This window comes from Actinomadura monticuli (assembly GCF_041463655.1).
In the GTDB taxonomy this organism is placed as follows: Bacteria; Actinomycetota; Actinomycetes; order Streptosporangiales; family Streptosporangiaceae; genus Spirillospora; species Spirillospora monticuli.
The window spans coordinates 87,451-109,026 of record NZ_JAXCEI010000001.1 but is presented as its reverse complement, the minus strand read 5'-3'; the positions used below and the strand labels follow the sequence as shown (position 1 = coordinate 109,026).

The 21,576-nt window shown below is 74.2% G+C and carries 19 protein-coding genes; 6 read left to right on the top strand and 13 right to left on the bottom strand.

Annotated features, from left to right (window positions below):
* Window positions 1–48: 48 nt before the first annotated feature.
* Window positions 49–186 (top strand): hypothetical protein, encoded by a 138-nt coding sequence (locus SM611_RS00505; RefSeq protein WP_371946755.1) that lies wholly within the window; start codon window positions 49–51, stop codon window positions 184–186.
* A gap of 4 nt (window positions 187–190) precedes the next feature.
* Here the strand turns inward: SM611_RS00505 and SM611_RS00500 are convergent, their stop codons facing one another.
* Entirely contained in the window at window positions 191–1,459 is a 1,269-nt protein-coding gene (locus tag SM611_RS00500; RefSeq protein ID WP_371946754.1) for a hydroxyacid-oxoacid transhydrogenase, read from the bottom strand.
* 149 nt (window positions 1,460–1,608) lie between these two features.
* Window positions 1,609–2,139, bottom strand: a complete 531-nt coding sequence (locus tag SM611_RS00495) for a MarR family winged helix-turn-helix transcriptional regulator (protein WP_371946753.1) — start codon at window positions 2,137–2,139, stop codon at window positions 1,609–1,611.
* Window positions 2,140–2,192: 53 nt separating this feature from the next.
* Between SM611_RS00495 and icmF the strand changes: the two genes are divergently transcribed.
* Complete coding sequence (gene icmF, locus SM611_RS00490) at window positions 2,193–5,411, top strand: fused isobutyryl-CoA mutase/GTPase IcmF (protein ID WP_371946752.1); 3,219 nt, start codon at window positions 2,193–2,195, stop codon at window positions 5,409–5,411.
* Window positions 5,412–5,515: 104 nt separating this feature from the next.
* Window positions 5,516–6,286 carry a helical backbone metal receptor gene (locus SM611_RS00485; protein WP_371947394.1) on the top strand — a complete coding sequence of 257 codons (771 nt, stop codon included), beginning with the start codon at window positions 5,516–5,518 and terminating at the stop codon, window positions 6,284–6,286.
* On the opposite strand, the gene SM611_RS00480 is transcribed toward SM611_RS00485, so the two are convergent.
* The 6 genes from SM611_RS00480 to SM611_RS00455 form a co-directional block, all read right to left on the bottom strand.
* Complete coding sequence (locus SM611_RS00480; protein ID WP_371946751.1) at window positions 6,283–6,885, bottom strand: TetR/AcrR family transcriptional regulator; 603 nt, start codon at window positions 6,883–6,885, stop codon at window positions 6,283–6,285. The genes SM611_RS00485 and SM611_RS00480 overlap by 4 nt on opposite strands.
* The gene (fabG, locus tag SM611_RS00475) at window positions 6,869–7,624 is read right to left on the bottom strand and encodes a 3-oxoacyl-ACP reductase FabG (protein WP_371946750.1); all 756 of its coding nucleotides are present in this window, start codon (window positions 7,622–7,624) and stop codon (window positions 6,869–6,871) included. Before fabG ends, SM611_RS00480 begins: the two co-directional genes overlap by 17 nt.
* A 16-nt stretch (window positions 7,625–7,640) precedes the next feature.
* Entirely contained in the window at window positions 7,641–8,792 is a 1,152-nt protein-coding gene (locus SM611_RS00470) for an acyl-CoA dehydrogenase family protein (RefSeq protein ID WP_371946749.1), read from the bottom strand.
* 139 nt (window positions 8,793–8,931) lie between these two features.
* Window positions 8,932–10,935, bottom strand: a complete 2,004-nt coding sequence (locus tag SM611_RS00465; protein WP_371946748.1) for a hypothetical protein — start codon at window positions 10,933–10,935, stop codon at window positions 8,932–8,934.
* 147 nt (window positions 10,936–11,082) lie between these two features.
* The gene (locus SM611_RS00460; protein WP_371946747.1) at window positions 11,083–12,318 is read right to left on the bottom strand and encodes a protein kinase domain-containing protein; all 1,236 of its coding nucleotides are present in this window, start codon (window positions 12,316–12,318) and stop codon (window positions 11,083–11,085) included.
* Window positions 12,319–12,726: 408 nt separating this feature from the next.
* Window positions 12,727–13,089, bottom strand: a complete 363-nt coding sequence (locus tag SM611_RS00455) for a DUF3099 domain-containing protein (RefSeq protein ID WP_371946746.1) — start codon at window positions 13,087–13,089, stop codon at window positions 12,727–12,729.
* 69 nt (window positions 13,090–13,158) lie between these two features.
* On the opposite strand from SM611_RS00455, the gene SM611_RS00450 reads away from it, so the two are divergent.
* Complete coding sequence (locus SM611_RS00450) at window positions 13,159–13,371, top strand: dodecin (RefSeq protein WP_371946745.1); 213 nt, start codon at window positions 13,159–13,161, stop codon at window positions 13,369–13,371.
* Window positions 13,372–13,434: 63 nt separating this feature from the next.
* Here the strand turns inward: SM611_RS00450 and SM611_RS00445 are convergent, their stop codons facing one another.
* Together SM611_RS00445 and SM611_RS00440 are read right to left on the bottom strand one after the other, a co-directional pair.
* On the bottom strand, window positions 13,435–14,808 hold the full coding sequence (locus SM611_RS00445) for a metallopeptidase TldD-related protein (protein WP_371947393.1): 1,374 nt from the start codon (window positions 14,806–14,808) through the stop codon (window positions 13,435–13,437).
* Between the two features lie 5 nt (window positions 14,809–14,813).
* A complete protein-coding gene (locus SM611_RS00440; RefSeq protein ID WP_371946744.1) occupies window positions 14,814–16,313 on the bottom strand; it encodes a TldD/PmbA family protein in 1,500 nt (499 codons plus the stop codon).
* Between the two features lie 151 nt (window positions 16,314–16,464).
* Here SM611_RS00440 and SM611_RS00435 point away from each other — a divergent pair, with 151 nt between their 5' ends.
* A complete protein-coding gene (locus tag SM611_RS00435) occupies window positions 16,465–17,169 on the top strand; it encodes a beta-ketoacyl-ACP reductase (protein ID WP_371946743.1) in 705 nt (234 codons plus the stop codon).
* A 5-nt stretch (window positions 17,170–17,174) separates the two neighbouring features.
* Window positions 17,175–17,960 carry an enoyl-ACP reductase FabI gene (gene fabI, locus SM611_RS00430; protein WP_371946742.1) on the top strand — a complete coding sequence of 262 codons (786 nt, stop codon included), beginning with the start codon at window positions 17,175–17,177 and terminating at the stop codon, window positions 17,958–17,960.
* 62 nt (window positions 17,961–18,022) lie between these two features.
* On the opposite strand, the gene SM611_RS00425 is transcribed toward fabI, so the two are convergent.
* The 3 genes from SM611_RS00425 to SM611_RS00415 form a co-directional block, all read right to left on the bottom strand.
* Entirely contained in the window at window positions 18,023–18,643 is a 621-nt protein-coding gene (locus tag SM611_RS00425) for a hypothetical protein (protein WP_371946741.1), read from the bottom strand.
* 103 nt (window positions 18,644–18,746) lie between these two features.
* Window positions 18,747–20,624, bottom strand: coding sequence for a helix-hairpin-helix domain-containing protein (locus SM611_RS00420; protein ID WP_371946740.1), 1,878 nt, complete (start codon window positions 20,622–20,624; stop codon window positions 18,747–18,749).
* Window positions 20,621–21,574, bottom strand: a complete 954-nt coding sequence (locus SM611_RS00415; RefSeq protein WP_371946739.1) for an aldo/keto reductase — start codon at window positions 21,572–21,574, stop codon at window positions 20,621–20,623. The genes SM611_RS00420 and SM611_RS00415 overlap by 4 nt, the downstream gene beginning before the upstream one ends.
* Window positions 21,575–21,576: the final 2 nt, after the last annotated feature.

The window sequence follows — 21,576 nt, the reverse complement described above, 5'->3', positions numbered from 1 at the left end:
TGCCTCCTTGCGACATAACGGGTGTGAGCCGCAGCATAAGGGATCGTGATGGCGAGGGAATTCGCCGGGCTGCCATCGCCCCTGGTCGGACGGGCCGGCGCGGGCGGCGCGCCCGGCACCCGCTACCTGCCGGACGCGCGCCCGCGGGCCGCCGGACTGATCGACGCCCGGGTCCGCGGCCGCTGAGGGCTCACCACAGCCGCAGCGACCGCCGGAAGATCCCGGCCACGGCGTCCTCGTCCACCGGGCGCGGCGCGATGGCCAGCAGCCGCTGCTGCTTCATCGTCCCCTCCACCAGGCCGGGGATGTCGCCCTCGCCGTACCCGACGCCGCCGACTCCGTCCGGCATCCCGATGTCGCGCATCAGGCGCAGCACCGCGCGCGGCAGGTGCTCGGCCGCGTCGGCAGGCCGCTCCATCCCCGGATCGAGCAGCTCCGCGGCGCGCACGTGCCGCTCCGGGCACGCCTCGAAGGTGAACCGGAACGCCTCCGGCGCGGTCAGCGCCACCGACATGCCGTGGGGGACCATCGGCTCCCCGTCCGGGTAGCCGTCCGGCCGGAAGCCCGCGACCCGCCCGGCGATCGGGTACGCGTTCGCGTGCGGGATGTGCACCCCGGCGTTGCCGAACCCGAGCCCCGCGAACGTCGCCGCGAGCGCCATCTCGGTGCGGGCCTCCCGGTCGCCGCCGTCCCTGACGGCCTTGCGGAACGACCGGGACAGCAGGCTCAGCGACTTCTCCGCCCACATGTCCGACACCGGGTTCGCGCCGCAGTACGGCACCCGCTGCTCCGGCCGCTTGCGCTCGAACGCGTCGTATGGGCGCGCCGTGTAGCTCTCCAGGGCGTGGCACAGGATGTCCATCCCCGCGGACGCGGTCACACTGGCGGGCTGCGACATCGTCAGCTCCGGGTCCACCACCGCGAGGACGGGCCGCATCCGGGGATGGCTGATGCCCGTCTTCACGCGCAGATCGAGCACGTCGAGAACGCACACCGTCGTGCTCTCCGCCCCGGTGCCGGTCGTCGTCGGGACGGCGACCAGCGGCAGCAGCGGCCGCTCGGGCGCCCGCCCGGCCCCGACGGGCGGGTTCAGGTACTCGGCGAGATCACCCTCGTTGGTCGTCAGCAGGTTGACCGCCTTGGCGGTGTCGATGCTCGACCCGCCGCCGACCGCGACGTAGGCGTCGTACGGTCCGGCCTCCCGCGCGAACCCGGCGGCCTTCCGCATGCTGGCGTCCGTCGGCTCCACGTGCACGCCGTCGAACACGTCCGCCGTGATCCCGTACGCCGCCATGGCGTCCGCGATCCGCTGCGGCCCGCCGGTGGCGGCGACCCCGCGGTCGGTCACGACGAGCACCCGCCGCGCTCCGAACTGCGCCAGATCGAACCCGATCTCGTCCGCCGCCCCGCCGCCGAACTTCAACTGCGGCGCCCCGTATGTGAAGACCGTCTCGTTCATCGCTCGCCACCCCTCCGATGCGGAAGCCGTCCGGCGTCAATGATCGTCCCCGATCCGCACCGGCCCTCACCCCCGGCCCGGTCCGGGATGCGGGTCGTCGTCGCCTTCGCCGTTCGATCGGAGAGCGGCCCGCAGGTATGTCGGGTGCGTCAGGGGAGGTCGCCGGTGGTGCGGCGGACCTGGTGGAGGGCGGCGGTGATCTCGGCGGCCTGGGAGGCGGGGAGGTCGGCGATGCCGAAGCCGGACTCGTTGAGGGCGGCGGTGGCCTCCTCGGCGAGGTCGCGGCCCGCCGGGGTGATGGTGGCGAGGACGACGCGGCGGTCGTCGGGGGAGGGGCCGCGGCCGACGAGGCCGCGGCGCTCCAGGCGTCCGATCACGTTGGTGACCGACGCGGGGTGCACCATGAGGCGGGTGCCCATCTTGCCCATGGGGAGGGTGCCCGTGCGGGTGAAGGCGAGCAGGCGGAGGGCCTCGTAGGCGGCGAACGTCAGCCCGTACGGTTTGAGGACGGCCTCGATGCGGCTGAGCAGGAGCTGCTGGGCGCGCATCACCGAGGTGACGGCCGCCATGTGGTCGGCGTGCTCGGGCCAGCGGCCGCTCCACTGGCGGTGGGCCTCGGCGATGGGGTCGGGGGTGTCGGGCACCGGGTCACCGTATGCCGTCTTGACTCGTTCGCGCACGGAAACTATTTTAACTTCCAAATATTGGATGTCCAAAGTTTGGGGTGGGGACGGTGACGGGGGAGCTGCACGCGCCGGTGCATCCGGTGCGGTTCGTGACGGCCGCGGCGCTGTTCGACGGCCATGACGCGGCCATCAACATCATGCGGCGGATCCTGCAGTCCCAGGGCGCCGAGGTGGTGCACCTCGGCCACGACCGGTCGGTCCGCGAGGTGGTCGACGCCGTCCTGGAGGAGGACGCCCAGGGCGTGGCGATCAGCTCCTACCAGGGCGGCCACGTCGAGTACTTCGAGTACCTGTCGCGCAGCCTGAAGGAGGCCGGCGCCGAGCACGTGAAGGTGTTCGGCGGGGGCGGCGGCGTGATCGTCCACGACGAGATCGCGCGGCTGTCGGGCGCGGGCGTGCGGATCTTCTCCCCGGAGGACGGCCAGCGGCTCGGCCTGCCCGGCATGATCAACGAGCTGGTGCGCGACTGCGACGTCGACCTCGCCGCCGAGCCCGCGCCGGTGGAGGAGGTGCTGGCGGGGGAGCGCCGCGCCCTGGCGAGGGCCGTCACCTGCCTGCAGGCCGGCCGGCTCCCGGACGGCGACCGGGTGCGGCTCGCCGAGGCGGCGGCCGGCCGGCGGGTGCCGGTGCTCGGCATCACCGGGACCGGCGGTTCGGGCAAGTCGTCGCTGACCGACGAGCTCGTGCGGCGGCTGCGGGTCGACCAGGGCGACCGGCTGCGCGTCGCGGTGCTGGCCGTGGACCCGACCCGGCGGCGCGGCGGCGGCGCGCTGCTCGGCGACCGGATCAGGATGAACTCCCTGGACGGCGACCGCGTGTTCTTCCGCTCGCTGGCGACGCGGGGCGCGCGGGAGCTGCCGGAGAGCATCGAGGACATCGTCACGGCCTGCAAGGCCGCCGGCTACGACCTGGTCGTCCTGGAGACGCCGGGCATCGGGCAGGGCGACGCCGCGATCGTCCCGCTGGTGGACGTGTCCCTGTACGTGATGACGCCGGAGTTCGGCGCCGCGTCCCAGCTGGAGAAGATCGACATGCTCGACTTCGCCGACGTGGTGGCGATCAACAAGTTCGAGCGGCGCGGCGCGGCGGACGCGCTGCGGGACGTCTCGCGGCAGCTCGTCCGCAACCGGGAGGCGTTCGGGCAGCGGCCCGAGGACATGCCGGTGTTCGGCACCAGCGCCGCCACCTTCAACGACGACGGCGTGACGGCCCTCTACCGGCACCTCGGCGGGCTCCTCGGCGAGCATGGGCTGGAGCTGCGGGACGGCGTCCTGCCCGAGGTCGCGACGAAGACCTCCACCGGCGCGGCGACCGTGATCCCGCCCGGCCGGGTGCGGTACCTGTCCGACATCGCCGAGACCGTGCGCGGCTACCACGAGGCCACGGCCCGGCAGGTGGAGGCGGTGCGGCGCGTCCAGCGGCTGGACGAGGTGCGCGCCGAGCTGACCGACGCCTCCGAGGTCGAGGGCCTCCTGGAGAAGGCCCGCCGGGACGTCGAGCCCGGCGACGCCGCGCTGATCGAGGAGTGGCCGGCCGTCGTGGAGTCGTACTCCGGCGACGAGCAGGTCGTGAAGATCCGCGACAGGGAGCTGCGCACCACGCTGACCCGCGAGTCGCTGTCGGGCAGCCGCATCCCGCGCGTCGCGCTGCCGCGCTACACCGACCACGGCGAGCTGCTGCGCTTCCTGCGCGAGGAGAACCTGCCCGGCAGGTTCCCGTTCACCGGCGGCGTGTTCCCGTTCAAGCGCGACAACGAGGACCCCGCCCGCATGTTCGCGGGGGAGGGCGACCCGTTCCGCACCAACCGGCGGTTCAAGCTGCTGTCGGAGGGGCAGCCCGCGACCCGCCTGTCGACCGCGTTCGACTCGGTGACCCTCTACGGGCGGGACCCGGACGAGCGTCCCGACGTGTACGGCAAGGTCGGCACGTCCGGGGTGTCCATCGCCACGCTGGACGACATGAAGGCGCTGTACGACGGGTTCGACCTGTCCTCGCCGACCACGTCGGTGTCGATGACGATCAACGGCCCGGCGCCCACGATCCTGGCGTTCTTCCTCAACACCGCCGTCGACCAGGGCCTGGACGCCTTCCGCGAGGAGCACGGGCGGGAGCCGTCCGAGGACGAGGCCGCCGCGGTCCGCGCGCGCGTCCTGTCGACCGTGCGCGGCACCGTGCAGGCCGACATCCTCAAGGAGGACCAGGGGCAGAACACCTGCATCTTCTCCACGGAGTTCTCGCTGCGGATGATGGGCGACATCCAGGAGTGGTTCATCGCCAACGGCGTCCGCAACTTCTACTCGGTGTCGATCTCCGGCTACCACATCGCCGAGGCCGGCGCGAACCCCATCAGCCAGCTCGCGTTCACCCTCGCCAACGGGTTCACCTACGTCGAGTCCTACCTGGCGCGCGGCATGAACGTCGACGACTTCGCGCCCAACCTGTCGTTCTTCTTCTCCAACGGTATGGACCCCGAGTACAACGTCCTCGGCCGCGTGGCCCGCCGCATCTGGGCCGTGGCCATGCGCGACCGGTACGGCGCCAACGAGCGCAGCCAGAAGCTGAAGTACCACGTGCAGACGTCGGGGCGCTCCCTGCACGCGCAGGAGATGCACTTCAACGACATCCGCACGACGCTGCAGGCGCTCATCGCCATCTACGACAACTGCAACAGCCTGCACACCAACGCCTACGACGAGGCCGTGACGACGCCGACGGCGGAGTCGGTGCGGCGGGCGCTGGCGATCCAGCTCATCATCAACCGCGAGTGGGGCCTCGCGATGAACGAGAACCCGCTGCAGGGGTCGTTCATCATCGACGAGCTGACGGATCTGGTCGAGGAGGCGGTCCTCGCCGAGTTCGACCGCATTAGCGAGCGCGGGGGCGTCCTCGGCGCGATGGAGACCGGCTACCAGCGCGGCCGCATCCAGGACGAGTCGATGCTGTACGAGCAGCGCAAGCACGACGGCTCCCTGCCGATCATCGGCGTCAACACGTTCCGCCCGGCGGAGGGCGGCGACGGGACCCCGCGGGCGATCGAGCTGGCCCGTGCCACCGAGGACGAGAAGCGCTCCCAGTTGGAGCGCGTCCGCGGTTACCAGGCCGCGCACCGCGACCGGGCGGAGGAGGCCCTCGCCTCGCTCAAGGAGGCGGCGCGGGCCGGGGACAACGTGTTCGCGGTCCTGATGGACGCGGCGCGCCTGTGCAGCCTCCAGCAGATCACCGAGGCGTTCTTCGAGGTCGGCGGGCAGTACCGCCGCAACGTATGAGCGGAGCGAACCGGGGGGTGCGGGGGGTCGGCCCCCCGCGGGGAGCATGTATGAGCGGAGCGAACCGGGGGGTGCGGGGGGTCGGCTTCTCGCCGGGAGCGGGGATGACGCCGCGCGACGACACCGGCCACCCGGTTGCGGTCCCGGACCGGGTGCGGCGCGTCGTGTCGATCGTCCCGTCCCTGACGGAGACGGTCGCGGTGACCGCGCCGGGCCTGCTCGCCGGGGCCACCGACTGGTGCACCCGTCCCGAGGGCCTGGACGTGCCGCGCGTGAAGGGCACGAAGAACCCCGACCTGGACCGGATCGCCGAGCTGCGCCCCGACGTCGTGCTGGGCAACACCGAGGAGAACCGGCCCGCGGACGTCGCGGCGATGCGCGCCGCGGGCGTCCCGGTCTGGATGACGGAGATCCGCACGGTGGACGAGGCGCTGGCGTCCCTGCGCCGCATGCTCGCGGAGGCGTGCCGCGTCCCGGTGCCGGCCTGGCTGGACGAGGCGGCCCGCGTCTGGTCGGCCGTCGCGCCGGGCGGGCCGCGGGCCGCCGTCGTCCCGGTCTGGCGCCGGCCGTGGATGGTCGTCGGCCGCGACACCTTCACCGGCGACGTCCTGGCGCGCCTGGGCGTGTCCAACGTCTACGCGGGCCACCCGGAGCGTTACCCCAAGGTCCCCTTGGACGAGCTGAACGCCGCCGGCGCCGACCTCGTCGTCCTGCCGGACGAGCCGTACGCGTTCACCGGGGACGACGGCCCCGAGTCGTTCCCCGGCCTCGACGTCGCCCTGGTGAACGGGCGGTACCTCACCTGGTACGGCCCGTCGCTGGTCGACGCCCCGGCGGTCCTGTCGCGGCAGCTCGCCGGGGCGCGGACGTACTAGCGGGCGGGCCGGTCGCCCTCCCGCGCGAACATGGCCTCCACGCAGTCGGCCATGCGCTTGTCGAGATCCTCGGCCGGCAGGCCGATCTCGCGGGCGAGGTGCTCGCGCAGCAGCGTGTACCCGTAGATCGTGGACGCGATCGCCGCCTGGACGGCCTCGACGTCCTCGACCGGCAGCTCGCCCCGGCCGGCCTCGGCGGCCAGGTCGGCGCGGCCCGCGCCCCGGTTCAGCAGGACGCGGGGCCGGTCGTCGCCGTCCAGCACCAGCAGCGTCGCCAGCCGGACGGGCTCGGGGTTGCGGAGGCTCGTCCAGAACAGCCGGGCGAGCCGTTCGCGCAGCGGGAGCCCGGCCGCGTCCACGGCGTCCTCGGCGTTCGGCCGCGACCGGTGGAACAGCGCCGAGCGCAGCAGCGACCGCCGCGACCCGAAGTACTGGTAGACCAGCCCGCGGTTGACGCGCGCCTCGTCGGCGACCTGCCGCAGGTTCAGCCCGGCGAGGACGCCGCCGCGGCGCAGCAGCGCGACCGCCGCCGCCCGCAGCGACTCCTCCGTCGCCTCCCGGTCCCGGCCGCGTGCCGCCCGCTCAGGCGCGGGGACCACCGGCCACATAGACGACCTGGCCGGACACGAACGACGCGTCGTCGCTGACCAGGAACGCGACCGTCCCGGCGATGTCCTCGGGGACGCCGACGCGGCGGACCGGGATCTCCTTGGCGGCGGCGGCCTTGAAGTCCTCGAAGTCGACGCCGACGCGGGCGGCGGTCGCGGCCGTCATCTCGGTCGCGATGAAGCCGGGCGCGATCGCGTTGGCGGTCACGCCGAACTTGCCCAGCTCGATGGCGAGGGTCTTGGTGAAGCCCTGCAGGCCCGCCTTGGCGGCCGAGTAGTTGACCTGGCCGCGGTTGCCGAGCGCCGACACCGACGACAGGTTCACGATCCGTCCCCAGCCGGCCTTGGTCATGTGCTCCTGCGCGGCGCGCGACATCAGGAACGAGCCACGCAGGTGCACCGATATGACCGAGTCCCAGTCGTCGTCGGACATCTTGAACAGCAGGTTGTCGCGGGTGATGCCGGCGTTGTTCACCAGCACCACGGGCGGGCCCAGCTCGGCGGCGACGCGCGCGACGGCGGCCGACGCGGCCGCGGAGTCGGCGACGTCCACGCCGACGGCGAGCGCGGTCCCGCCGTCCTTCTCGATCGTCTCGACGGTGCCGGCGCAGGCGGACTCGTCGAGGTCGCAGACCGCGACGGCGAAGCCCTCCTTCGCGAGCCGGACGGCGACGGCGGCGCCGATGCCGCGCGCCGCGCCGGTGACCAGGGCGACCCGGTTGTCAGTCATCTCCGCTTCCCTTCCGTCAGACCTGGATGTCCTTGGCGATGATGGTCTTGAGGACCTCGCTCGTCCCGCCGTAGATCCGGGTGACGCGGGCGTCGGCGTACAGGCGCGCGATCGGGTACTCCAGGATGTAGCCGTAGCCGCCGTGCAGCTGCAGGCACTTGTCGACGACGCGGGCCTGCACCTCGGTGCAGAACAGCTTGCAGACGGCCGCGTCGGCGGGGGTGAGCTCCCCGGCGTCCAGCGCCTCGATGCAGCGGTCGACGAGGGAGCGCGCCGCCTCGACCTCGGTGGCGCACTCGGCGAGGACGAACTTGGTGTTCTGGAACGACGACACCGTCTTGCCGAAGACCGTCCGCTCCTGGACGTACCTGCGGGCGAACTCGACCGCGGCGGCCGCGGACGCGTAGGAGCTGGTGGCGATGCCGAGCCGCTCCTCGGCCAGGTTGTGGGTGAGGTACTCGAAGCCGCGGCCCTCCTCGCCGAGGAGGTCCTCGACGGGCACCCGGACGTCGGTGAACGACAGTTCGGCGGTGTCGGAGCTGCGCAGCCCGATCTTCTCCAGCTTGCGCCCGACCGCGTAGCCCTCGCTCCTGGTGTCGACCGCGAGGATCGACAGCCCGGCGCGGCGGTTCTCCGGCGTGGCGGGGGAGGTGCGGGCCACCACCAGGACCCGGTCGGCGAGGACGCCGCCGGTGATGAAGGTCTTGGCGCCGTTCAGGACGTAGTGGTCGCCGTCCCGCTTCGCGGTGGTCTGCATGCCGGCGAGGTCGGATCCGGTGCCGGGCTCGGTCATCGCGATGGCCGTCATCATCGCGCCGGACACGAACGCCGGCAGCCAGCGCTTCTTCTGCTCCTCGTTCCCGTACTTCAGCAGGTAGGGCAGGACGAGGTTGACGTGCACGCCGTAGCCGCCGAAGCTCACGCCCGCGCGGGCGCACTCCTCGGAGACCACCGCCTGGTACTTGAAGCTGGTCTCGCCGGCGCCGCCGTACTCCTCGGGCACCTGGATGCCGAACACGCCCAGCTCGCCGAGCTTGTAGTAGAAGTCGCGCGGGGGGTGGCCCGCGTTCTCCCAGTCCTCGTAGACCGGGGCGACCTCGGCTTCGATGAACGCCCGGATCGTGTCCCGGAACGCCTCGTGGTCTTCGTTGAAAACGGTGCGGCGCACGCCGTGGCCCCTCTCGTGCGACTGGCGGAGTGCTACTAACGGAACGCTAACTTAACTCGAATCTAGTTCTAGAATCAAATACGGGCAGGCGTGGACGCCGGGTCCCGGCGCCGCCGCCGGGACCCGGGGATCAGCGAGGTCAGGGGCTGACCCGCTGGGACAGCGCCTTGAGGAACAGGGCCTGCACCTGCCCCGGCGTCTCGGCCACGTAGGCGTCGCCGCGGGTGAGCCGCGCGATCTGCCGCAGCTCGTTGACGTCCACGTCGTCGCCGTTGCCGAACATGTTGATCAGCACCGGGCGCTCCGGGTCGTACTCGCGGCGGATGTGGTCGAGCGTCTGGGCGAGCGAGGGGCCGTTCCGGTCCTCGTTCCTGCCGTCCGTCCACAGCAGGATCGAGTTCACGTACTCCGGCTTGTAGGTGCGCTTCATGTAGTCGAACGCCGCCATGACCGTGTCGTACAGGCCCGTGTCGCCGCGCTTCTTCACCCTGATCTGCGCGAACGCGCTCAGCATGCGCTGGCGCCGCGTGGCGGAGCCGAGCCGCTGGCCGAGCGGCCCCACGCTGACCAGCTCGCGCCAGTCCCGGTCGCCCGCCAGCTCGGTGGAGAAGATCCACTGGCCGAGCTCGCTGTCGTCGGGCAGCAGCGACAGCCCGCCCTGCGCCGTGCGGACCGTGGACTGCAGCCGCGTGACGCCCGGCGCCACCTGCCGGTCCATGGACCCCGACACGTCGATGATGCTCAGCATCCGGATGCTCAGCGACAGCTGCGCCCACGACTGCATGGTGCGGCGCACCTCGGCGGCGGGCGGCGCCGGGAGCGCCCGCGGCGCGCGCGGGTCCAGGCCGGTCCTCGCCGAGAACGCGGCGGGCGCCGCGCCGCCGGGCGTCCGGAACCCCAGCCGCTGGACGTCGTCGAGGGCGGCCGTGTCGGACAGCGCCTTCCAGAGCAGCCCGGCCGCGGCGGCCTTGGCCCGGTCCGCCGCGAGGACGGTGACGGGGTGGTCGAGGAAGACCGTCCCCTCCGCCGGGTACACGGCGGTCAGCGGCGCGTCCGAACGCCGCGCGTTGTAGGCGAACAGGGCCTGCTCGGGCACCAGCGCCACCGGATAGCGGTCCGCCTTGTCCCTGCCGACGGCGGGGTCGAACGCGTCGAACTCCGCCTTGACCGAGACCGCGACGCCCTCCCGGATCGCCCGCACGACCCCGGCGAACCGGGCCTCGCCGCCGGGGGCGCCGTCCAGCAGCGCGCCGGCCAGCATCAGCGTGCCCATCCCCGTGGCGCTGCGGTCGGGGTCGGGGACCTGCAGCCGGAACAGGTGCGGCGGGATCACGCCGTCCCCGGTCCCCGCCGCGGGGTCCTCGTCGGCGTTGGAGGCCGTCCCGGCCGCGGCGAGCAGTTCGGTCCAGGACGGCTGCTCCGGCGCGCCCAGATTCCGCAGCTGCACCGCGAGCCCGCGCGGCATGGCCGGCACGATCGGGGTGGACGCGGCCGAGCCGAGCGTGGTGAACGCCGCGTCCGCCCCGCCCCGCCCGGAGCCGGCGAGCTCGGTCCACAGGGAGGAGTCCGGGATCCAGACGTCCGGCCGCTCGGCGACCTCGGACACCACGCCCTTGCCGGACAGCAGGGTCGCGACGGCGGCCGGCTCGACCGCCCGCACCCGCGCGCGGGCGCAGTGCCCGTCCACCTCGTGCCCGGCGTCGTCGAACCGGGACGCGGCCCGGATGACCGCGGGCGCGATGTCCGGCGCCGCCGCCACGTCGAGCGTGACCGCGTCGTCGCCGGAGCAGCCGCCGCCGACCGCGCCGAACGCGTACGCGGCGGCGCCGGTGAGCAGGACCAGGCCGACCGCGCCCGCCAGCGGGCCGAGCAGGACGCCGCCGACGCGGCGCGGCGGGCGGCCGCCGGGCAGCGCGCGGCGGCCCGGCCTCGCGGCGGCGTGCGCCGGGCCGGGCGGGCGGGCGGCGGGCTCCGGCCGCCGGAAGGCGTCGAACGGCTCGCCCGCCTCCGGCGGCGGCGTCCTCCGCCGATCCGGGACGCCGCCCGGGTCGGAGGCCCCGAGGAAGACGTGCGGCGTGTCGAATCCGCCGCTGTCCCGCGCGCTCCGGGGTGCCCAGTCGGGTACGTCGTCGTGTCCGCTCATCGCCGATCTCCGTTTCCCGGACGGGGGTGCCGGGTCGTGTCGCGCCGTGCCGTGACGAGCCGCTCATGAGACACATTCGTGATGTGTCTCAGTAGGGCCAGGTGTGATGTTCGTCTCATCAGCGCCTTCCGTCAAGGGGTCGCCCGGTCAGGGTCGGACGGGGACCTCGGCGAGGAGCGCGGAGAGCCCGGCCGCCCGGCCGGGCGCCACGTCGCCGGGCGCCCGTCCCGCCATGACCGCCCGCAGCCGCGCCACCCGGCGCGGCAGGTCCACCGGCGCGCCCCCGTCCACCTCGTTGAGCAGCGTGGTGACCTCGACGGCCAGATCGGCGCCGAACCGGGGCTCGACCTCGCCCGCCGCGATCCCCAGATCGATCTCGCGCCGCATCCGGGCGAGCGCGCTCACCGCCAGCGCCCGCGCGTCCGCCGCGGGGACCGCGGACCGGGACGGGACGGCCGCGGCCGCCGGGCCTTCCGCGGGAGCGGGCGGCGCGGAGCGGCGCGGCGGCGCGGCCAGAGCGACCCCGCCGGGGGAGTCCCGCAGCGACGAAAGGATCACCGCGAGCGGCGCCAGCAGCAGCGCCAGCACCGCCGCCGCCGCGGCGCCCAGCACCACCGCGCGCCGGGCGCGGCGGTACCCGCGCCGCGCGGGCGCCGGCGGGAGGACGGCGGTCTCGGCGGCCCGCGCCGCCAGCGCGCGGGCCACCTCGGCGGCCGGCGGGCGGTCGCCGGGCTCCGGGGCGCGGCACCGCGCTACCAGCTCGGCCGGCCCGCCCGCCGGATCGGGCCCGCCCGCAGGATCGGGCGCGCACGCGGCGAGGATCGCCCCGAGCGCCCGCACGTCCTCGGCCCGGCCCGCCTCCTCGTCCCGGCTGGCCTCCTCGTCCCGGTCCGCGTCGTCCGCCGCCCCGGTGACGCCCAGGCCGAGGAGCTTCACGCCGTCGGCGGTGAGGAAGACCTGACCGGGCCTCAGATCGCCGTGGACGACCCCGCAGGCGTGGACGGCGGCCAGGGCGTCGGCCACCTGCGCGCACACGTCCGCGGCTTCCTGGGGGGACGGCAGGCCGCGTTCCAACCGCGAGGTCAGGGATTCGCCGGACAGGAACTCGGTCACGACGTAGGTCAGCGCGTCCCCGTCCGTCCCCTCGGCCTCGCCGTAGTCGAAGGTGGTGACGATGCCCGGGTGGGCGAGCGCGGCGGCGGCGCGGGCGGAGTCCCGCAGCCGCCGCCGCAGCGCCCGCCGCGACCGCGGCACGCCGACGAGCGACACCGCGACGCGGCGGGCGAGCAGCTCGTCGTGCGCGCACCACACCTCGGCCGGGCCGCGCCGTCCGACGCGGCGTTCCATGCGGTAGCGGCCGTCCAGCCGGAATCCTGGGTCCACGGGGCCTCCCCCCGGGCGCGGGGATGTGCCCAGCAGTACGCAGCGGGCCCGGAAACGGATCGGTCCGCACACACGGATCTACGAGCGAAAAGTTCGGATCGACCGGGTTTCGGCTCGTGGCCGGAGCAGGCCGGCGCTGCCCCTTGCCACCACTGAGTGAACGTGCTCCGCCCCGGGACGGACCGTCAAGGACGGGTCAGGGGAGCGCCGCGCGAGGACCGGGAAAGCCCCAGGAGAACCCCCGGACATTGAAAAGCGGCGCCGGGTGGATACGGGGGCAATCCACCCGGCGCCGCATCATCGGTGTTCCGACGGGGGCCCGGAACACCGGCACGGGCGCTCCGACGGGGGACCAGAGCGCCGGTACAAATCGTACACCGAAACCCCCCGCGGTTAGTCAAGAGAATGTCACGACCCGATTTCCGGTCGCTGTCCGGAATCGGGCTTCTGTCCCGGCTCTAGGGTCGATCGGCCGTGGTCCGGCCGGGTACGGTCCCCGAACGACGCCGAGGCGGTGGGCTCCCGCCCTCCGTTCGCGAAGATCACCGCGACGTAGGGGAGCAGGACGGCCCCGACGACCATCAGCACCGCCAGCCACCACGGCGCCCCCGCGACCGCGGCGACGACCGCGCCGACGAAGCACAGGGTGCGCACTCCCATGGAGATCAGGTACCGGCGCTGCCGGTAGCCGATGTCCTCCGACATGGGCCGGGGAGCGTCGGTGACCGTGTAGACCTCCGGCTCCCTGTGGTGGCGGGGATTGACCTTCACGTTTCCACGGTAAGCCCATGACGTCCGACCTGCGACGGCAGTACGGGTCAAATCATCGGGAGGAACGAGATGACCGATCGCACGTACCGGGTCACGGAGATCGTGGGGACCTCCCCGGAGTCGGTCGAGGCCGCCATCCGCAACGGGATCAGGCGCGCCTCGCAGACTCTCCGCCACCTGGACTGGTTCGAGGTGACCGAGGTCCGCGGCCAGATCGAGGACGGCGAGGTGGCCCACCTGCAGGTGACGATGAAGGTCGGCTTCCGCCTGGAAGACGCGTAACCGGGGGCGCCCCCCCACACCCCCGGTGGCGGGGGTGGGGGGCCGCGTGGCGTGGGGTCGGCCCTAACTCGCCTTGGACACCGTCGACATGTTGAAGTCGGGGATCCTGATCGGCGGCATGGCGGCCCGGGTGAAGTAGTCGGACCATTCGCGCGGGAGCGTCGGCCTGGTCTCGCCGACCTCGGCGAGCCGTGAGAGCAGGTCGACGGGGCTCTCGTTGAACCGGAAGTTGTTCACGGCCCCGACGACCTCGCCGTTCTCGATGAGGTAGACGCCGTCGCGGGTGAGGCCGGTGAGCAGGAGGCTCTGCGGGTCGACCTCCCGGATGTACCACAGGCAGGTGAGCAGGAGCCCGCGTTCGGTGCGGGCGACCATCTCCTGGAGCGTCGCGCCGCCGTCGGGCCCGGTCAGGGCGAGGTTGTCGATGGACGGGGTGGCCGGCAGCCCGGTCCGCTCGGCGGAGTGCCGGGTCTGGGTGAGGGCGGTGAGCTCGCCGTCCCGGATCCAGTCGGTGGCGGCGAGCGGGAGCCCGTTGTCGAAGACCGACGATTCGCGGCCGGAGGCGTGCGCGACGACGAACGGGGCGCATTCGAGTCCGGCGGCGTGCGGGTCGCTGGACAGGGTGACGGGCAGGGCGGCGAGGCGTTCTCCGACGCGGGTGCCGCCGCCGGGGGCGCTGAACACGGTGCGGCCGTCGGCGGCGTCCTGCGCGCCGGCCGACCAGTACAGGTAGATCATCAGGTCGGCGACGGCGGACGGCGGCAGGATGGTCTCGTACCGGCCTGCGGGCAGGTCGACGCGCCGCTCGCCCCAGTCGAGCCGCCGGGCGAGGTCGCCGGTGAGGGCGGCGACGTCGACGCCGGCGAAGTCGCGGGTGCCGACGCCGGCCCAGGCGGAGCCGCCGGCGCCCTTGGCGTTCAGTTCGAGGAGCCCGGTGGGCTGGTCGTGGCGGAGCCGCAGTCCGGCGGAGTTCCCGACGAATGTCGAGGTGAGGACGTGGTTGGCGAATCCGTACAGGCGCCGGTCGCCGGCCTGCGCGGCGGCGAACGCGTCGCCGAGCGCGGGCGCGAGCCCCTCGAAGACGCCGATGCCGGTCTCGGCGGGCTCGTCCTCCCAGCCCGTGGCGGCGCCTTCGGCGATCAGGGGCCGGGCGTCTTCGGCGGGTTCGTTGCCGGCGGCGTCGGCTTCGGCGGCGCGGACGAGGTCCTCGATGCCGTCGGCGCCGACCGCGGACCGCGACACGACGCCGGCGGCGACGCCGTCGGCGGTGTTCCGCAGCGCGATGACGGTGAGGCGGCTGGAGCGCGTGACCCCGTTGGTGGTGAGGGTGTTGCCGGCCCACCGCAGGTTCGCGGTGCTCGCCTCGTCGGCGATGACGACGCAGTCGTCGGCGCGCGACAGCGCCAGGGCCCGCTCGACGGCCTCCTGCGGCCCGATCCTGTTCACTGGCCCCCCTCCTTCAGGGTGTTGAGGACGTTGACGCCGCGGAACAGCGCGGACGGGCATCCGTGGCTGACCGGCGCGACCTGCCCGGGCTGGCCCTTGCCGCAGTTGAACGCGCCGCCGAGCACGTAGGTCTGCGGCCCGCCGACGGCCTCCATCGAGTTCCAGAAGTCGGTGGTGGTGGCCTGGTAGGCGACGTCGCGGAGCTGGCCGGCGAGCCGCCCGTTCTCGATGCGGTAGAAGCGCTGCCCGGTGAACTGGAAGTTGTACCGCTGCATGTCGATCGACCAGCTCTTGTCGCCGGCGATGTAGATGCCGCGCTCGACGCCGGAGATGAGCTCTTCGGTGGACGGGCCGCCGTCGGCGGGCTTGAGGGAGACGTTCGCCATCCGCTGGATCGGCATGCTGGACGCGGAGTCCGCGAACGCGCAGCCGTTGGAGCGGTCGGCGCCGGTGAGGCGGGCGATGCGCCGGTCGGTCTGGTATCCGGTGAACAGCCCCTCGGACACGATGTCGAACGACCGCGTCCGCACGCCCTCGTCGTCGTAGCCGATGGTGGCGAGGCCGTGCTCGGTGGTGCGGTCCCCGGTGATGTTCATGACCTTGGAGCCGTACTGCATGGTGCCGAGCTTGTCGGGGGTGGCGAACGAGGTGCCGGCGTAGGCGGCCTCGTAGCCGAGCGCCCGGTCCAGCTCGGTGGCGTGCCCGATCGACTCGTGGATCGTCAGCCACAGGTTGGACGGGTCGATGACGAGGTCGTACACGCCGGCGTCGACGGACGGCGCGGCGAGCTTCTCGGCGAGCAGCTCGGGGATGCGGGCCAGTTCGCCGTCCCAGTCCCAGTGCGCGCCGGACAGCCATTCCCAGCCGTATCCGGCGGGCGGCGCGAGCGTCCGCATCGTGTCGAAGACGCCGTCGCCGATGCCGACGGCGTTCACGACGGGGTGCAGGCGGACGCGCTGCTGGGTGGTGACGGTCCCGGCGAGGTCGGCGAAGAACTTGTTCTCCTTGACCTGCAGCAGGGTCGCGTCCACGTGGTCGACGCGGTCGTCGCCGAGCAGCAGCCGGCTCCATCCGGCCAGCAGGGCGACCTTGTCGCCGGTGGGCACGTCGAACGGGTCGGTCTCGTACGCCGAGATCCAGGTGCGCTCCCCGTGGACGGGTTCGGGCGCCAGTTCGATGGGTTCGCGGTTGACGGGCTTCGCGACGGCGGCGACCTCGACGGCCTGCGCGGCGACGCGCGCGGCGCCGTCCGTGGTGAGGTCGATGCCGGCGGCGAAGCCCCAGGTGCCGTCCTTGACGACCCGGACCGACAGGCCGACGTCGTCGGCGTCGAGGGCGGTCTCGAGGGCGGCGTCGTGCAGCCGCAGCGTCTGGCTGCGGATGCGCTCGAGGCGGAAGTCGGCGTGCTCGGCGCCCAGCTCCCGGGCCCGGGCCAGGGCCGCGTCGGCCAGCGCGCGAAGCGGCAGCGCGGTGAAGGCGGGATCGATGTCATGCACCCTTGGCAACCTACCCGTCCCGCCCGCGCCCGATCGGCGAACAAACCGGGGTGAGCGGATCTTGTCGGTTCGGCACATCCGCAGGGCGCGGTGCGGGCCGCTAGTGTCGTGCCGCAGTCACCTGAGCACGAAAGTCGATGAGAGGGTCGTGATGAGTCGCTCTGTCCTCGTGACCGGCGGTAACCGGGGCATCGGCCTGGCCATCGCCCGCGAGCTGTCCGCGGCGGGCGACGCGGTCGCCGTCACCTACCGGTCGGGCGAGCCCCCCGAGGGCCTGTTCGGCGTCCACTGCGACGTGACGAGCGCCGAGGACGTCGACGCCGCCTTCGGGAAGGTCGAGGCCGAGCAGGGCCCGGTCGAGGTGGTCGTCGCCAACGCGGGCATCACCAAGGACACCCTTCTCGCGATCATGAGCGAGGAGTCGTTCACGTCGGTGCTCGACACGAACCTGACCGGCTCGTTCCGGGTCGCGAAGCGGGCCGTGAAGAGCATGATGCGCAAGCGCACCGGCAGGATCGTGCTGGTGTCCTCGGTCGTGGGGCTGATGGGCTCGCCCGGGCAGTCCAACTACGCCGCGTCCAAGGCGGGCATGGTCGGGTTCGCCCGCTCCCTCGCCCGCGAGCTCGGCTCGCGCAACATCACGGTCAACGTGGTGGCGCCGGGGTTCGTCGACACCGACATGACGGCGGTCCTCAGCGAGGACCAGCAGAAGGCGATCACCGCGGCGGTGCCGCTCGGGCGGATCGCGCGGCCGGAGGAGGTCGCGAAGGCGGTGCGGTTCGTGGCGAGCGAGGACGCCGCCTACATCACCGGGGCCGTGATCCCGGTCGACGGCGGACTGGGAATGGGGCACTGACGATCATGGGAATCCTCGAAGGCAAGCGCATCCTGGTGACGGGCGTCCTCACCGACGCCTCCATCGGCTTCCACGTCGCGCGGGTCGCGCAGGAGCAGGGCGCTGAGGTCGTCCTCACCGCCTACCCGCGCCCGACGCTGACGCAGCGGACCGCGAAGCGGCTGCCGTCCGGCCCGGACTCGCCGCCGCCGGTGATCGAGCTCGACGTGATGAACACCGAGCAGCTGGACGCCCTCGCCGGGAACCTGCGCGACTGCGGCTTCGACCACCTCGACGGCGTCGTCCACGCCATCGGGTTCGCGCCGCAGACGGCGCTCGGCGGCAACTTCCTGGACACGCCGTGGGAGGACGTGGCGACCGCCGTGCACGCCTCCACGTACTCGCTGAAGTCGCTGACGACGGCGTGCCTGCCGCTGATGAAGGACGGCGGCTCGGTCGTCGGGCTCGACTTCGACGCCACGAAGGCGTGGCCGGTGTACGACTGGATGGGCGTGGCGAAGGCCGGGCTGGAGTCGTGCGCCCGCTACCTCGCCAAGTACCTCGGCCCGCAGGGCATCCGCGTGAACCTGGTCGCGGCCGGGCCGCTGGCGACGATGGCGGCCAAGAGCATCCCCGGCTTCGAGGGCATGACGGACATGTGGCCGAAGGCCGCGCCGCTCGGCTGGGACATCAAGGACAGCGAGCCGACCGCGCGCGCGTGCGCGGCGCTGCTGTCGGACTGGTTCCCCGCCACCACCGGCGAGATCGTCCACGTCGACGGCGGCATCCACGCCATCGGCGCCGCGTACTAGCGGCCGCGCGGCCGGCCGCGTCCTCGCCGCCGCGCACCCGCGGCGGCGCCGAGGCGGGACGTCTAGCGCGTCCTCCGGCGGCGCAGGGCCCGCCCCGCGACGCTGATGTTGAGGGCGCCGACCGCTCCGGCGGCGCCCGCGGCGGCCGCGACGAGCAGCATCTGGTCGCCGCCGGAGCCGGACGCGGCGACGGGGGAGATGAGCCGCGTCTGCGGCATGGCCGCGGAGGCGTTGCGGTAGGCGTTCGGGTCCGCGGCGATCTCGGGCGTCGGCAGGACGCCGGGCAGCCCGGACGCGGCGGAGGGCGCCCCGCCGGTGTACGGCTTGAGGCCCGCGCCGCCGGTCATGGCGGACGGCCCCGTGCCCTGGCCGCCGCTCGGCGCCGAGGCGGGCCGGCGCGGGGCCTTCGCGGGCGCCGTGCGCGTGTTCTGGGTGGTCTTCTTCGTGGTGTTCTGGGTGGTCTTCTTCGGAGTGGGCGTCGGTGTCGGCGTGGGGCTCGGGGGGGTGAGAGCCTCGCGCAGGTTGCCGAGGTTGCACTTCCAGTTCTCGATCGTGCTCTCGGGGTCGACGCCCTTCTTGCACGTCTCCGCCGCGTCCGCCGCCGGTGCGGCGAGCACCAGGACGAGCGCGCCCACCGAGACCGCCGCCGAAGCCGAACCGAGCCGCCTGAGCCCCTGGGGCATGTCGCTCCTCCACCCGATGCCGTACCTGACCCTGTTGACATCGTGTCCCATACGGGGCCGTCCGTAAACCGCGACACGGGTGTTTCTTTACCGCGTCACGGCCTCACTGCGTCACCAGCGTCGCGAGCCGGGTGCGCCGCGGCGCCGCCCCGTCCTCGCGCACGGCCCTGGCCAGCGCGGGCCCGGCCGCCTGGACGACCGACAGGTGCCGGCGCGCCAGCCCGAACGCGGTGGCCACCAGCGGCCGGGACAGCCCCTCGGGCGGCATGACCGCGACGACGCCGGGGCGGCGGGTCCCGCGCGCCTGCGCGACCGTCACGGCCCAGCCGTGCCGCAGCCGGGACGCGTCCGCGGGGGAGACCACGGCCGGCCCGGCGGGGAACTCGACGTCGAGGCCGCCCGGGCCGCCGCCGGTCACCGCGCCGGTCTCGCCGACCGCGGCGCAGGGGAGCGGCGCCGCCACGACGACCCGGTCGCCGGGGTCCATGCCGCCGAACGCGCCCGGACCGGGGTTCAGCCGGGCCTTGAGCGCGGCGTTGAGCGCGCCCGTCCCCGCGGGTCCGCCCGCGGCCGGCGCGACGACCTGGACGTCCTCGACCGGGATGCCGAGCGCGCGCGGGATCGAGTCGGTGACGAGCTGCACCGCCCGGTGCACGGCCTCGCCGGGGTCGGCGGCGGGCACGATCACGACCTCGCGGCCCGGGGCGTCCACGGCGGCGAGGTCGCCGCCGCGCACCGCCTCCGCCAGCACGTCGAGGGGCCCCGCCGGCGGCGCCGCGTCCAGCGTGACGACCGGGACGGTCTCCGACGCCTCCAGGTCGTCCAGCGGCCGGCCGGGCCCGGCGGGCGGCGCGGCGCCCGGCTCCGCGCACAGCACCAGGTGGGCGCCGTCCGGGCACGCCTCGGCCAGCACCGCGCACAGCTCGACGTCGAGGGCCGCCGCGTCGGTCACGAACAGCAGGTCGAGGTCGAGCGGGGACCGCTCGCCGCGCGCGTAGACGACGGCGCCGGGCGCCGCCGCCGGGTCGTCGCGCGGTTCGAGGAGCCGGTGCAGGCTCGTGACCGCGACCCCCTCGGGCGCCGCCAGGTCGGCGGCGGCGCGGTCGGTGGGCGCGGCGACGGCCGTCCGCAGGCCCTCGCCCGCGGCGGCGCCCGCGATGCCGAGGACGGCCGCCGCGACGCCGTCCGGCGCGCCGCGCAGGACGCTCACGCCGGTGCGGAGCGCGGCGGTGAGCGCGAGCGACCGGTCCTCGGGCAGCCCGTCCCGCAGGCCCTTGACGGCCGCGTCGCCCAGCAGCGGCGCCGCCGTGAGCGTGAGCCGCTGGAACCCTTCGGCGGCGGCCTCCTCGGCGAGCGCCCACCGCGCCGCGCCGAGCATCTCCTCGGGCTCCTCCGGCTCGGCGTCCTCGTCGAACGCGTCGTCGCCGAACTCGGGTTCCTCGGTGAGGGACAGGACCTCGGCCTCCTCCAGCGCGGCCTCCACGGCACGGCGCGGGTCGGGGACCCGGGCACGCTCCAGCGCGGACACCACCTCGGCCGCCGGCGTGACCGTGTGCCCGCCGCGCGCCGCCTCCATCAGCAGGTGCAGCACGAGGGCCCGGCCGCGCCGCACGTCACCGGGACCGGCGTCGGGCCCGAGCACGGCCCGCGCGAAATGGTCGGCCTGCGGCGGCCGGACGCCGGGGACGGCCAGCAGCCGCCACGGGTCGGCGCGCAGCCGGTCCGCGGCGTCCGGGCCGAGCCGGGCGGCGGCGCGGGCCGCGAGCGGAGCGGGCACCCCCGTCGCGGCGAACAGCTCGCCGAGGGCGCGCAGCCCGTCCCGCGCGCCGCGGGCGGGCTCCGGCGGCGGGGCGGGATCTTCGTCCCGGGGGCCGTCCAGCGCCCCGGCGGCGGCCTCGGCGGCGCGCATGGCCGCGGCGGCGCGCGCGGCCCGCTCGGCGGAGGACGGAGAGGAGGAGGCGGGTTCGGTGCTGTCGGTCACGGGCTTCCCGTAGCGGTGTCGGAGACGTCGTCGAGTGCGCCGCGGATCTCGTTCGGGAGCGTCACGTCCTCGCTCTCCAGGATCGCGCCGAGCTGCGCGGCGGTGCGGGCGCCCACGATCGGCGCGGCGACGCCCGGGCGGTCGCGGATCCACGCCAGCGCCACCGCGAGCGGCGAGCGGCCGAGGCCCTCGGCCGCGGTCACCACCGACTCCACGATGCGGGCGCACTCCTCGTCCAGGTACGGCTGGACGAACTCGGCGTAGTGCGGGGCCGCGGCGCGCGACCCGGCGGGGATCCCGGTGCGGTACTTGCCGGTGAGGACGCCCCGCCCGAGCGGCGACCAGGGCAGCAGCCCGGCCCCCGCGTCCAGCACGGCGGGCACGACCTCCCGCTCGATGTCGCGGCGCAGCAGCGAGTACTCCAGCTGCGCGGACACGACCGGGGCGCGGCCCGGCCAGGCGCGCTGCCAGGCCGCGGCCTTGGCGACCTGCCAGCCGGCGTAGTTCGACACCCCGACGTAGCGGGTCCGGCCGGACGCGACGGCCTCGTCCAGCGCCGACAGCGTCTCCTCCAGCGGCGTCGCCGGGTCGTAGACGTGCAGCTGCCACAGGTCGACGTGGTCGAGGTCCATCCGGTCGAGGGAGGCGTCCAGGGCGCGCAGCAGGTGCCGGCGGGAGCCGTCGTAGCGGCCGTTCGGCCGGATCGCCGCCTTCGTCGCGATCACCAGGCCGTCGCGGTCGACGGTCTCGCGCAGCAGGTGGCCGAGGATCCGCTCGCTGACGCCGCCGGTGTAGACGTCGGCGGTGTCCACCAGCGTGCCCCCGGCGTCCACGAACGCGAGGAGCTGCGCCGCGGCCTCGTCCGGGCCGGTGTCCTGCCCCCAGGTCATGGTGCCGAGGCCCAGCCGGGACACCAGCAGCCCGCTCCGCCCGAGGTGACGCTCCTTCATAG